This is a genomic window from Janthinobacterium agaricidamnosum, from assembly GCF_003667705.1.
Lineage (GTDB): Bacteria > Pseudomonadota > Gammaproteobacteria > Burkholderiales > Burkholderiaceae_D > Janthinobacterium.
In genome coordinates this window covers 1124047-1137567 of the sequence record NZ_CP033019.1, presented here as the reverse complement: position 1 = coordinate 1137567, position 13521 = coordinate 1124047, and the positions used below count along the sequence as shown (strand labels likewise).

9 protein-coding genes are annotated in these 13521 nt (G+C 64.8%); 3 read left to right on the top strand and 6 right to left on the bottom strand.

Annotated features, from left to right (window positions below):
• Positions 1-60: 60 nt before the first annotated feature.
• The 6 genes from D9M09_RS05200 to D9M09_RS05175 all read right to left on the bottom strand — a co-directional run bounded on the left by D9M09_RS05200 (position 61) and on the right by D9M09_RS05175 (position 8147).
• A complete protein-coding gene (locus tag D9M09_RS05200) occupies positions 61-2514 on the bottom strand; it encodes a TonB-dependent receptor (protein ID WP_121668758.1) in 2454 nt (817 codons plus the stop codon).
• Between the two features lie 107 nt (positions 2515-2621).
• On the bottom strand, positions 2622-3662 hold the full coding sequence (locus D9M09_RS05195; protein ID WP_121668757.1) for an ABC transporter ATP-binding protein: 1041 nt from the start codon (positions 3660-3662) through the stop codon (positions 2622-2624).
• A 1-nt stretch (position 3663) separates the two neighbouring features.
• A complete protein-coding gene (locus tag D9M09_RS05190) occupies positions 3664-5040 on the bottom strand; it encodes a GH1 family beta-glucosidase (protein WP_121668756.1) in 1377 nt (458 codons plus the stop codon).
• A gap of 32 nt (positions 5041-5072) precedes the next feature.
• Positions 5073-5891 carry a carbohydrate ABC transporter permease gene (locus D9M09_RS05185; RefSeq protein ID WP_034751746.1) on the bottom strand — a complete coding sequence of 273 codons (819 nt, stop codon included), beginning with the start codon at positions 5889-5891 and terminating at the stop codon, positions 5073-5075.
• Complete coding sequence (locus D9M09_RS05180) at positions 5888-6880, bottom strand: carbohydrate ABC transporter permease (RefSeq protein ID WP_121668755.1); 993 nt, start codon at positions 6878-6880, stop codon at positions 5888-5890. The genes D9M09_RS05185 and D9M09_RS05180 overlap by 4 nt, the downstream gene beginning before the upstream one ends.
• A 7-nt stretch (positions 6881-6887) precedes the next feature.
• Positions 6888-8147, bottom strand: coding sequence for an extracellular solute-binding protein (locus tag D9M09_RS05175; RefSeq protein ID WP_205602332.1), 1260 nt, complete (start codon positions 8145-8147; stop codon positions 6888-6890).
• A 470-nt stretch (positions 8148-8617) separates the two neighbouring features.
• Here D9M09_RS05175 and D9M09_RS05170 point away from each other — a divergent pair, with 470 nt between their 5' ends.
• From D9M09_RS05170 to D9M09_RS05160, 3 genes are all read left to right on the top strand, one after another.
• Positions 8618-9637 (top strand): LacI family DNA-binding transcriptional regulator, encoded by a 1020-nt coding sequence (locus tag D9M09_RS05170; RefSeq protein ID WP_070224621.1) that lies wholly within the window; start codon positions 8618-8620, stop codon positions 9635-9637.
• Positions 9638-9848: 211 nt separating this feature from the next.
• Positions 9849-10427, top strand: coding sequence for a superoxide dismutase [Fe] (gene sodB / locus D9M09_RS05165; RefSeq protein ID WP_071078930.1), 579 nt, complete (start codon positions 9849-9851; stop codon positions 10425-10427).
• Positions 10428-10552: 125 nt separating this feature from the next.
• On the top strand, positions 10553-13519 hold the full coding sequence (locus D9M09_RS05160) for a sensor histidine kinase (protein ID WP_121668754.1): 2967 nt from the start codon (positions 10553-10555) through the stop codon (positions 13517-13519).
• Positions 13520-13521: the final 2 nt, after the last annotated feature.

The following is a 13521-nucleotide window of genomic DNA, read 5'->3' as shown; positions in this document are numbered from 1 at the left end:
GCCCAACACCTTCCCCTACTGAGTGGACTGCGACTGCAACTGCTCTTTCACACTACCTCATCAAAACTTCATCGACACGCGCGCGCCAAACGTGCGCGGCGCGTTGTAGAAAGCGCCGTAGATCTGCTGCGTCGGCTGGCACGGCATGCCCACGTCCGTGCAGATTTCATTGACGTCCAGCTTGACCGCCTTGTCGGTGGCGTTCTGCACGAACGCTTCCACCGTGTACGCCTTGTTCGCCGGCTGGAAGCGCAGGCTCAGGTCCAGGGTCGTGTAGGCTTCCTGGCGCTTGACGCCCGCATGGCCCGGCACGTCGCCGTTGAACGCGCCCGCACCCACGTACGACATGGTTTCATAATGCACCGAGGCGCGCGGCGTGAGCTGGCCGCCGGCCACCGTGAAATCATGCTCGTACTGGACCGTGGTGGAAAACTTCGGCGCGTGCTTCATGGTGCTGCCGCCCACGTTCACCAATGGCGCCGTCGAGCCGCAGGACTGGCCATTCGCGCGCGCCGCATCTACGTCGCACGACATGAAGTCGTCATACACGGCTTTGAGCCAGGTGGCGTTGCCCGTCAGGCGGTCGACCTTCGTCGGCCGCCACACCCATTCCGCTTCCAGGCCCTTGACGGTGGCGCCGGCCGCATTGAAGTTGGCCAGCACGCTGTTGACCACCTGCGATTCGAGCTTGTCCTTGTACTTCATCAGGAAGGCATCGAGGTTCAGGGTCAGTTCGCGGTTCAGCAAGTCCGACTTGAAGCCGATTTCATAGCTGGTCAGCTTTTCCGGCTTGGTGGTGGCGCCGCCGTCGCCGATGGCCGGCGAATGGAAGCCCGTCGTCACGGAGCCGAACAGCAGAATGTCCGGACGCAGCTTGTACTCGATGCGGCCCAGCCAGGTGGCCTGGCCGTATTTCAGGTCGGCCGTATTGTCGCCCGGCGTATTGCCGCAGGCGGCCGCCGTGATGGCGCCACCGGGGCCGATATTGTGCGTGTTGGCCAGGCCCGTGCCCGGCGTGACCAGCTGGCGCAGCTGGTCGGCAGTCAGCACGGTGGTGCCCAGCGGCGTGTTCGCGGGCCAGTTCGGGCACGCCCAGTTCTGGCCGCCGATGTCGAATTTATGGTCTTTCGTGTAGCGCGCGCCGGCCGTCAGCTTGATCTGGTCCGTCAGCTGCTGGCTGACCTGGCCGAACACGGCTTTCGATTTGAGCTGGCGGTCGCCCTGGATGAAGGACATGGACGACGCATACTGGCCCACGGTGGGCTGCACGAAAATCACGGCGCCGTTGGCGATATCCTGCTGCACGGCCGCCTGCGAAATCTGGCTGCGGTCGATATCGAAGCGCACCTTGTTCTTTTCGTTGAACAGGAACAGGCCGGCCACCCACTGGAATGGCGCATCGTCGTCCGAGCGCGCCTGCAGTTCGTGCGAATAGCTGTCGAACTGCGCCCAGTCGGTGCGGTTTTCCGACTTGAAGCCGGGGAACAGGCCCGCATCGGCATCATTGCTATTCTGGCGCTTGTAGCGGCTCCAGCTGCCCAGGTACGTGAAGTCCAGCGCATCCGTCGGCTTGTAATTGAGCTTGCCCTTGTAGGTCAAAATCGACTGGTCCAGGGTGCCCGGCGTGTCGATCAGGGCCGAGCGCAGCTTCTCGCCCGTTTTCGGTTCCGCCGCCAGGTAGACGTTGCCGGCGCCCTGGTCGAGGAAGTAGTCGGCGATGAAGGTGCCGCGCAGCTGCGGCGTGAACTTCCACAGCAGCGAGGCGCGCACGCCCATCTGGTCGCCGGCGCCATACTTGGCCGTGCCCGGCATGACGTTCGAGCCGCGGCGGAAGTCCACCGTGCCGTCGTGGCTATCCTTGATGGCGGCGATGCGCAGCGCCACGTCGTCGGAGAACGGGATATTGATCATGCCCTGCGTCTGCAGGTGGCGGTAGTCGCCGACGGTGATGCCGGCCGAGCCCATGAACTTCGATGTGTTTGGCGCGGCGGAGACGAGATTGACGGCGCCGGCCGTCGAATTGCGGCCGTTCAGGGTGCCCTGCGGTCCGCGCGCCACCTCGACGTGGCTCAAGTCGTACATCAGCGCCGTGGCGCCCTGGGGACGCGGCGAATACACGCCGTCGACATAGAAGGCGACGGCCGGGTCGCCCAGCTCCGTGTGGTTGGCCGAGCCCACGCCGCGCATGTAGACGTGCACGCCGCCCGAGTCGCCATGCTGCTCGACGACGAGGCTGGGCACCATGGTGGCCAGCGACGCCAGATCCTTGACCTGGTTGTTTTGCAGGGTGTCCTGGTTGAAGGCGGTGACGGCCAGCGGCGTCTCCTGCACAAAGGTATTGCGGCGCGTGGCCGTGACGACGATGCGGTCCATCTGTTCGGCTGCCGGTGGTTTTGCCGCGTCCGTGGCTGCAGCCTCCTGGGCCATGGCGGCGCCGCTGCCCAGCAAGATGAACTGGGCGAAGGTCGCATGCGCCAGGCTGAGGGCGATGGTATTGCGTTTGAGCTGTTGCATTGTTGTTGTCTCCTGTACCGCTGGTTGAATGATGATCACATAGCTCTTTGGCTATTGCTGCACATTTTTTGGGTGTCAATCTGAAGTCATGTCGCCTCCGTGCGGGGTCAATGGGTGGCCACGGCGCGCCCGGCCGTGTCGAACAGAAAGGCATGGCCTTCTTCCGGCGCGAAGCCGATGGCGCTGCCCTGTGCCAGCGCGTGGCGCGCCTCGCCGTGCAGCTTGATGGCCACCGCATGCGAACTTCCCTCCAGCGTCGCGTGGATGATCTGCGCATCGCCCAGCTGCTCGATCAGGGTCACCGTGGCGCCGTAGCCCTCGTTGCGCGGCACCAGGCGCAGGTGTTCCGGGCGTATGCCGACCAGCATGCCCGCCGCGCCGCCAAGCTGGCTGGCCAGGGCCGGGACGGCGGCGCACGGCAAAAAGTTCATGCGCAGCGCGCCGATGAAACCGGCCACGAACTGGCTGGCCGGATGGCGGTACAGGGCCAAAGGCGCGCCCACCTGCTCCAGGTGGCCACCGTGGAAGACGGCGACCCGTTCACCGAGGGTCATGGCCTCGACCTGGTCGTGCGTGACGTAGATCATCGTCGTGCCCAGTTCCTGGTGCAGCTTGGCCAGCTCGATGCGCGTCTGCACGCGCAGCGAGGCATCGAGGTTGGACAGCGGCTCGTCGAACAGGAACACCTTGGGCTGGCGCACGATGGAGCGGCCGATGGCCACGCGCTGGCGTTCGCCGCCCGACAAGGCCTTGGGTTTGCGGTCGAGCAGGTGCGTGATCTGCAAAATCTCGGCCACCTTGCCGACGGCGGCGCGCACTTCGGCTTCCCCCTTGCCCGCCAATTTGAGGGCAAAGCCCATGTTGTCGCGCGCCGTCATGTGCGGGTACAGGGCATAGCTCTGGAAGACCATGGCGATGCCTCGCTCGGCCGGCGCCACGTCGTTGGCCAGCAGGTCGCCGATGCGCAGCTGGCCCGCGCTGATGTCTTCCAGTCCCGCGATCATGCGCAGCAGGGTCGACTTGCCGCAGCCGGACGGCCCGACGAAGACCATGAATTCGCCGTCGTGGATATCGAGATCAAGGCCCTTGACGATTTCCGGGCCGTCGCCGTAGGTCTTGCGGATGCCGCGCAGCGAGATGGCGGCCATGTCAGTGCTCCCCGGCCAGGACCAGCTGGGCCGGTGCGTGGGATGCGCGCTGCGCGGCGATGAAATCGCGGTACCACAGGGCGCTGTCCTTGAAGCTGCGCTGCTGCGTGGCGTAGTCGACGTACAGCATGCCGAAGCGCTTGGCGTAGCCCGAGTTCCACTCGAAATTGTCCATCAGGCTCCAGTAGAAATAACCGCGCACGTCGATGCCCTGCGTGATCACGGCGCGCAGGGCATCCAGGTGCAGCCGCACGTACTCGATGCGCGGTTCGTCGTGGATCTTGCCGCCGACGGGCTTGTCGGCGACGGCCATGCCGTTTTCCGTGATGTAGACGGGCGGCAGCCGGTACTCGCGGTGCAGGCCCACGAGCAGCTCCGTCAAGCCTTGCGGATAGGTTTCCCAGCCCATGTCGTTGACACCGAGCTTGCATTCGGGCTTGCGCGGCGGCGTCTCGGCGCTCATGTAAGCGCGCGTGTAATAGTTCACGCCGAGGAAATCGATGGGCTGCTTGATATCCATGAAATCGTTTTCAAAGATAGCCAAAGCAGAAGCGTCGGCGTGTTTCAGGGCCAGGGCCGGGTAGCGGCCCTTGAAGATGGCGTCCATATACCACTGCACCGAGCGCGCATATTCGAGTTCGGCCAGTTCGCGGTCCTGGGCGCTGTCGGTGGCCGGCGTGGCCGTCCACTGATTGAGCACGATGCCCAGTTTCGCCGGCGCATTCACCGTGCGCATCGCCTGTATGGCCAGGCCGTGCGACAGCAGCAGGTGGTGCGACACTTGCACGGCGGCGGCCGGATCGGCCATGCCGGGCGCGAACTGGCCCGTGCCGTGGCCCAGCACGGCCGTGCACCACGGTTCGTTATGCGTGGCGATGCTGGCGACCTTGTGGCCGAAGCGGCGCGCCACCTCGGCCGCGTAGGCGGCGAAGTGATAGCAGGTGGCGCGGTTGAGCCAGCCGCCCTCGTCCTGCAAGGCTTGCGGCAAGTCCCAGTGGTACAGGGTCAGATGGGCATCGAGACCCTTCGCGGCCAGGGCGTCGAGCAGGCGCGCATAGAAATCGAAGCCCGCCTCGTTCCAGGCGCCGGAACCCGTCGGCTGGACGCGCGACCAGGACATGGAAAAGCGGTAGGCGTTGACGCCCAGGCTGGCGATCAGCTCCACGTCCTCGGCATAGCGGTGGTAATGGTCGCAAGCCACGTCGCCATTGCTGCCGTCGATGATCTTGCCGTCCGTGTGGCTGAAGGTATCCCAGATGGACGGGCCGCGGCCGTCGATGGCGGCGGCGCCCTCGATCTGGTAGGCGCTGGTGGCCACGCCCCAGGTGAAGGTGGCGGGGAAGTTGGTGTCGATGTCGTCGTTATGCATGGTGGTCATGTCAGTGTGAGGGGTTGAGATAAATGTGTGGATCAGCCTTTGACGGCGCCCTGGGTCAAGCCTTCGATCAGGCGCTTCGAGGCGACAAAAAACATCAGCAGCAGCGGCAGCACGGCGATGGCGGCGCCCGTCATCAGCGCGCCCCACTCCGTGTTGTTCGGCGCCTGCATGCTGCGCAGGGCCAGCGGGATCGTGTAGTTCTCGACCGAGCGCATGACGACCAGCGGCGTGATGAAATTGTTCCACGAGTTGATGAAAGTGATCAGGCCCAGGGTGCCCATGGCGGGGCCGATCAGCGGCAGCACGACCCGCCAGTAGATGGCGAATTCGCCGCAGCCGTCGATGCGCGCCGCCTCGATCAGGTCCTTCGGTATCGCCGTGCCGATGTACTGGCGCATCAGGAAAATCCCCAGCGCGCCGGCCGCTCCCGGCACGTACAAGGCGCGCGGCTGGTCCAGCCATCCGAGGAAATCCATCAGCATGAAGGTCGGGATCATGTTCATGAAGGACGGGATGATCATCGAGGCCATCACCAGGGTAAACAGGGGCCGCTTGAAGCGGAATTCGTACATGGCGAAGGCATAGCCGCCCAGCGAGCAAAAGAACAAGGTCAGGGCGGTGGTCATCAAGGCCACGTAGAGGCTGATGCCGATATTGCGCCAGAACGGCAGGCGCTCCTGCAGCAGTTCGAGGTTGTTCAGCAGGGCCGTGCCGAACCAGCGCGGCGGCGGCAGGCTGTAGATCTCGGCGCTCGTGTGCGTGGCGAAGACGAACATGAAGTAGAACGGCGCGACCATGATCAGGGCGCCGATGGCCACCATGGCGTAGGCCGTCCAGCGGGTGGTTTTCATCGGGCCTCCTTGCGTTCATGACGTTCATTGCGGCTGAAGATGCGGTTATTCACCCAGGTGGTGCTGGCGATGATGAGGAACAGCAGCCAGGAAATGGCCGACGCCGTGCCGAAGTCGCCTGAGGAAAACGCCGTCTTGTAGACGAAGATGGCCGTCGTCATCACCGACTGGCTTACGCCGCTCGATTCGGCCACCAGCACGAACGGTTCCTCGAACAGCTGCAGATTGCCCATGATGGTCAAGGTGACGGCCAGGTAGATCATGGGGCGCAGCTGCGGCAGGGTGATGTACCAGAACTGCTGGCGTGTCGAGGCGCCGTCGATGGTGGCCGCTTCATATAAATCCTTCGGTATCACCTGCAGCGCGGACAGGTACAGCACCAGGTTCCAGCCCAGGTAGCGCCAGAAAATCACGAAGGCGACGGCCGGCTTGATGAACAGCGAGCTGCCCAGCCAGTCGATGGACTCTGACGGAAACAGGCTTCCCACCAGCGGCAGGCTGGCGCACCACTGGAGCAGCACATTGATCTGGCCGTAGTCGCGCGAGAACAGGGTGTTGAAGACCATGGCGATGGCCACGCTGGAGGTGATGAACGGTAAAAAGTAAATGCCGATCACCAGGTTGCGCGAGCGCTTGAAGCTGTTGTGGATGAAGGCTGCCAGCGGAATGGCGACCAGGTGCTGCGGCACGCCCGAGGCCAGCGCCAGCCACAGCGTATTGCCCAGCGAGCGCAAGAACCACGGGTCGCTCAAGGCGTATTTGTAGTTGTCCAGGCCCACCCACTGCATGGCTTCCACGCCGCTGGCCGCTTCCCACTGGTTGAACGACAGATAGATGGAAAACAGCAGCGGGAACAGGCTGAAGACGGCGAACAGGATGAAGAAGGGGCTGATGAAAATATATGGCGCCCACTGCTTCATGTTGAAACGCTTCCTGGCGCGCCGCGCCGGGACGGCGGCGCGCTCGGTACAAGGCATGGAGGTAGTCATGCTGCTCCTAGCGCCGCGCGCGGTGGGTGATCAGGGCCTTGGCGTCGGCCAGGGCCGTCTTGATATCCTTGTTTTGCGCCAGCACGCTTTCCAGTTCCATGTTGACGATGTCGCGCGCCACGGCGTCGAACTTGTCGACGCGGATGACGGGAATCTTCGCCGCCGTGTCGCGTGCCAGCAGGCGCGTCTTCTGGCCGCCGAAGTACGCTTGCGGCTCGTCCATCATCGGGTCCGCATATGCCGCTTTCAGGGCCGGGAAGGCGCCGATCTCTTTCAGCGAGTGCAGCTGGATATCCTTGTTGACGGTCATGAACTTGATGAATTCCCACGCCTGCGTCTTGTTGGCCGCCTTTTTCGGGATGCCGTAGAAGGAGCCGCCGTAGGACGCCAGCGCGCCGGCCGGCAGGTTGGCCGCGCGCCACTGGCCCTTGGAATCGGGTGCCAGCCATTTGGCCAGGTGGCCGCTGAGCCACGATCCCATCATCTGGCTGGCCACCTTGTCGCGTTTAAAACCTTCGGCCCACTCGCCCGTCCAGGCCACGGTGCGCGCGTCGATGCCAGCGATCCTGGCTGCCTTGGCCAGCTCGAAGGCCTTGACGAAACGGGGCGAGTCGACCAGCACCTGCCCCTTGTCGCCAAAGTAAATGCCTTCGCCATCCTTCAGATTGGCGCGGATAACGATGTCGGCCAGGTCGCTGGCGCCGGCCAGCAGATAGGTGCCGGTGGCGGCCTTGAGCTTCTTGCCGGCGGCGATATACGATTCCCACGATTGCGTCAGGTCGGCTTCCTTGATGCCCGCCTTGTCCATCAAGTCCTTGCGGTAGAACAAAGTGCCCGGTCCCAGGTCTGCCGGCATGGCGCCCAGGGTGCCGCGCGAACTGGTCGCCTGCACGAAGGTGAACGGCACGAACTGGGCGCGGTACTGCCCTGCCCCGTATGGCGGCTGCAGCAAATCCTCCATGCCCTTCGACTCGGCGAAGCTGCCCACGTAGCGGAAGTCGATGGCCATCACGTCGGGCAGGCGCGCGCCGGCCGCCAGCGCCGTCGTCATCGAGTTATGGTGGTCGTCAATCTGCAGGCTGACCAGCTTGACCTTCACCTGCGGGTACAGCTTTTCCCACAGGGGCAAGGCCGTCTTGACGGCGCGGTCCAGGTCGGGGAACGAGGCGACGGTAATCGTCGCCGGGGCCAGCGCCGGCAACGGTGCGGCCGGCGGGATGGCGGCGGGCGCGGCGGCCACGCCACAGGCCAGGGTCAGCGCGGCCAAGGGGCGGCGCCAAGGATGCTTGACTTCATTATTTCATCTCCGATTATTGAGCGTCTTCTATCTTGAAAACGTTTTCACAACATGTGTCCATTTAACACCGCAAAGAAAATCAAGTCAACCGAAAAAGTTGTCATTTTTATTGAGGGTGGCGTGGCAAGGTCCACGCCACGGCGCGTGCTCTCCTATGAAAAAGGCGAAAATACAAACTGTCGGGCTTGCTGTTGTTTTTTGTGAAAACGTTTTCAAGCGTAGGTCGGATTAGCGTTTCAACGCGTAATCCGACAATATTGTTGGCGGCAGAGGCATGTTCCGGCGCATTGCTGGCCGTGTGTCGGGTTACGCCCGCAGGGCTAACCCTACCTACGCCGACCTACCCCGATCTGCGGCGCTATCGGCCATTTATGGTAATCTTTCGATGAAAAGGTTTTCAGAGCACTGACGACCAGCCATCTTGACACCCAGGAACCGCCTTGAACGATAGCGCCCATGCTGCTCCCCCTTCCACCCTGCTCGACGTGGCCCGCCAGGCTGGCGTGTCGCCCAGCACCGTCTCGCGCATCCTGAACGGCACGGCCAGAGTGTCCGATGACAAGCGCGACGCCGTGCTGGCGGCCATTGCGCACATGAAATTCGCGCCGAACCAGATGGCACAGGGCTTGAAGAAGGGCCGCTCGATGACCATCGGCATCGTGGTGCAGGATATTTCCAGCCCCTTCTTCGATGAAAGCCTGCGCGGCGTCGACGATGGGCTGAAGGACACGGGCTATGCCTCCGTCATCGTCAGCGGGCACTGGAATGCGCAGGAAGAAGCGGACCGTATCCGTCTGCTGTTGGCGCGAAAGGTCGACGGCATCATCCTGCTGTCGGGGCGCATCTCGGACGAGAGCGTGCTCGATTTCTCGCAGCAGCGGCCCATCGTCTCGACGGGCCGCCTGCTGGCCACGAAAAGCGCCATCGGCTTCAAGCTCGACAACGAATACGGTGCCTACCTGGCCGTGCGCCACTTGATCGAACTGGGCCACCGGCGCATCGCCTTCGTGGCCGGGCCCGCCAACAACACGGATGCGGCCGAGCGCCTGACGGGCTACCAGCGCGCGCTGCGCGAAGCAGACATCGCCATCGACCCGAAACTGATGGCGGAAGGCGATTTCCACGAGGCAAGCGGGATGCTGGCCATGAACCACTTGTTTGATACGCAGCAGCAATTCAGCGCCGTCTTCGCCGCCAATGACCTGTCCGCCTATGGCGTGCGCCTGTGCCTGTACCGCAAGGGCATCCGCGTGCCCGACGATATCTCGCTCGTCGGTTTCGATGACTTGCCCGGCTCGTCCTACACGACGCCGCCGCTGACGACCATCCACCAGCCCCTGTACGACATCGGCCGCATCGCCACGGAAGCGCTGCTGGGCCTGATCAACGGCGAAGCCGTGCAGGCGGCCATTCCGCCGCTGGAACTGATCGTACGCGAAACCACGCGGCGCATCCGATAACATCCACAACGGAGAGTATGACGCCCGATTCAGGCTGAACGAGAATCACTACGCCACCGTCATCCGCAACGCGTGCGGGAATCTGCAGCAATGGCGCATCCGCTTTACAATAGTGGCTCGTTCAGCAAGAATGCCTGCTTCAAGCAAGCTTGGCTCAACCCTCCGGCCGCAGGCCGGTAGACTCCGAATACTCACCATAAAGGGACATCACATGGAACATACTCTGCCACCACTGCCGTATGAAATGGACGCTCTGGCGCCGCATATTTCGAAAGAAACCCTGGAATACCACTATGCCAAGCATCACCAGGCGTATGTCACCAACTTGAACAACCTGATCAAGGGTACCGAGTTCGAGAACCTGTCGCTGGAAGAGATCATCAAGAAATCGTCGGGCGGCATCTTCAACAATGCAGCGCAAGTATGGAACCACACCTTCTACTGGAACGGCATGAAGCCGGCCGGCGGCGGCGCGCCTACGGGTGCCGTGGCTGACGCGATCAACGCCAAATGGTCGTCGTTCGACAAGTTCAAGGAAGAATTCACCAAGTCGTGCGTGGGCAACTTCGGTTCGGGCTGGACCTGGCTGGTGCAAAAAGCCGACGGCTCCGTCGACATCGTCAACACCTCGAACGCCGGCTGCCCGCTGACCACCGGCGACAAGCCGCTGCTGACCTGCGACGTCTGGGAACACGCCTACTACATCGACTACCGCAACCTGCGCGCCAAGTACGTGGAAACGTTCTGGGGCCTGGTCAACTGGGAATTCGTTGCCAAGAACTTCGCGTAAGCGGTCCTTGTCAACGTAGGGCGAAAAAAGCCTGCGCCATCCCGCGCAGGTTTTTTTTCGCCTGCTGAAAAGCAGGACGCTGCGCTACAATCACTGCCCTGCCACCGCTATCTCCCTCTGCACCGATGTCCGCTCGCCTGCTGCGCCGCCTGTTGATGTTGCCCCTGCTGGCGTGCCACCTGCACGCGTGCGCGGCCGCCCCCCTGCTGTCCGACTACACCCACAATGGCTGGGGCGCCTTGCAAGGGGCGCCCGTCGACGTGCTCAAATTCGCCCAGGGCAAGGATGGCTGGCTGTGGATCGCCACGGCCACCGGCTTGTACCGCTACGATGGCGTGCGCTTCGACCGCGTCGACAGCGTGTACGGGCACCGCCTGCCATCGAGCAATGTGCTGGGCCTGGCCACGCCGCCGGACGGTGCCGTGTGGGTCGGCTACCGTCTCGGCGGCGTCAGCGTCTTTCGCCAGGGTGGCGCGCGCACCTACCGCGAAGCGGACGGCTTGCCGCCGGGCGCCGTGTTCCATATCGAGGCAGCGCCCGACGGCGCCATCTGGGTCGGCACGCGCGATGGCGCGGCGCGCCTGGCGCCCGGCGCGGACCGCTTCGTCGCGCAAGCGGCCAACGTGGGCCTGCCCGACAAGCGCGTGTACCAGATCCTGTTCGGGCGCGATGGCACGCAGTGGATGGGCACCATGCATGGCGTCTTTTTCCGCAAGCCGGGCCAGGCGCGCTTTTCCCATGCCTGGCCGCGCACCATGCTCACCAGCATGGATGAAGCGCCCGATGGCGCCATCTGGGCCGTCGACACGCACAGCAATTACTACCGCGTGCGCACCAGCGCGCCGCGCGGCGATGCGCCCATCCGGCCCGACGCCAGAGGCAACGGCATCCGCTTCGACCGCGCCGGCACCATGTGGCTGATGACACCCGATGGCATCGAACGCAAGTTCGACCCTGCCGGCCCCAGTCTGCCGGCCCAGCGCCTGACGCGCCAGAACGGCATCAGCGGCCCGCTGCCGCAAACGTCGTTCCAGGACCGCGAGGGCAATCTGTGGTTCGGCACCTCGACGGGCCTGGACCGGCTGCGACCGAACCGCCTGCAGACCTTGCCCGTCGCCGTGCCCTTCGACCACCCTGGCATGCTGCCGGGACCCGATGGCGACGTGTGGATCGGCGACTACGTGAGCGACGTGCGCAGCTTTACGGCCGACGGGATGAAAAAAGTGATCTTGAAAGGGGCGCTGGCGGCCAGCCACTGGGCGCCCGACGGCACGCTGTGGCTGGGCAACGAGCAGGAGCTGCACCATCGCGCACACGACGGCACGATGACGCGCGTGACAGCGCCCGTGCAAGGACTCGATCCGCAGGCGCTGCAGCAGGACCGCTCGGGCGCCCTGTGGGCCTCGTTTTCCGGCGGCGGCCTGTTTCGCCTGAGCGAAGGAAAATGGATCGCGAACGGCGGCCTGTCCGGCCTGCCGGCGGTGCTGACCACGGCCATGGCGATCGATGGCGCCGGCACCGTCTGGCTGGGCCATGCCGACAATACGGTCAGCCTGGTGGCAGACGGCCAGCGCGCGGGCGCCGTCAGGCGGCTCGGCGCGGCCGAGGGCCTGCAGGTGGGCACCGTGCTGCAGCTGTACCGCGATGGCGACGCGATATGGGCCGGCGGCGAAAACGGCGTGGCCCTGTACCGCGCCGGGCGCTTCCACACCTTGCGCGGCGCGCGCGGCGCGGCGTTTCGCGGCGTGTCGGGCATCGTGCGCCTGCCGGACGGCGACCTGTGGCTGCATGGCGCGGACGGCATCGACCATATCGGCGCCGCCAGCCTGGCCGCGTGGATGCGGGACGGCAGCGCCGTCGTCTCGGAACACTTCGACGCGCTCGACGGCTTGCAGGGCCATGCTTCGCAACTGCGCCCCGTGCCTTCTCTGATCCATGCGCCCGACGGCAAGCTGTGGTTCTCCACCTCGGCCACCATCGCCATGCTCGACCCGCTGCATATCCGCCGCAATCGCCTGCCGCCGCCCGTGCAGATCCACAGCTTGCTGGCCAATGGCGCGCGTTACGCGCTCGACGATGGCAAGCCGCTGCAGCTGCCGCAAGGCAGCAAGACCCTGCAGATCGGCTTCACGGCGCTGAGCCTGTCGATGCCGGAACGCGTGCGCCTGCGCTACCGGCTGGCGGGCGTGGACGCCGGCTGGCAAGAGGCCGTGGGGCGCCGCGAGGCGTACTACACCAACCTGGCACCGGGCAGCTACCGCTTCGACGTCACGGCCGCCAACGAAGACGGCGTGTGGAACACGCAGGGAGCCAAGCTCGACATCGTCATCGCGCCCGCCTTCGTGCAGACGCCGTGGTTCGTCGTGCTGCTGGCGCTGGGCGCCGCGCTGCTGCTGTACGGCGGCTATGTGCTGCGCATCCGCCATCTGACGCGCAACATGCAGGAACGGCTGCAGGAACGCTTGCAGGAGCGGCTGGCCGAACGCTCGCGCATCGCCCGCTCGCTGCACGACACCCTGCTGCAAAGCGTGCAGGGCCTGATCCTGTCGTTCCATGCGCATGCGGACATGCTGCCCAAGGGCACGCGCGAACGGGCGCGCCTCGACGGCACCCTCAACCTGGCCGACCAGCTGCTGATCGAAGGCCGCGACCAGATCATGGATTTGCGCGCCTCGGCCGAACCGGACGAACTGCGGCTGGCGCTGCAGCAATTCGGCAAGGGCCTGGCCGAGCACCGCGCGCACGCCTTCACCGTGCACGTCAGCGGCAGCTGCCGGCGCCTGCAGCCGCGCGTGCATGACGAGGTCTATGCCATCGCGCGCGAAGCGCTGTTCAACGCCTCGCGCTATGCCGAGGCGGCAAACATCGTGCTGGAACTCGACTATGCGGAGCAGGCATTCACCCTGCGCGTGCGCGACGACGGCTGCGGTCTCGATGACGCCGTGGCGCAAACGGGCCAGCGGCCCGGCCACTGGGGCCTGGTCGGCATGCGCGAGCGCGCCGCCGGCATCGGGGCCAGCCTGCGCATCGACAGCCGGCCCGGCGCCGGCACGCAGATCGAAGTGAGCGTGCCGGGCCGCCTGGCCTACTGACG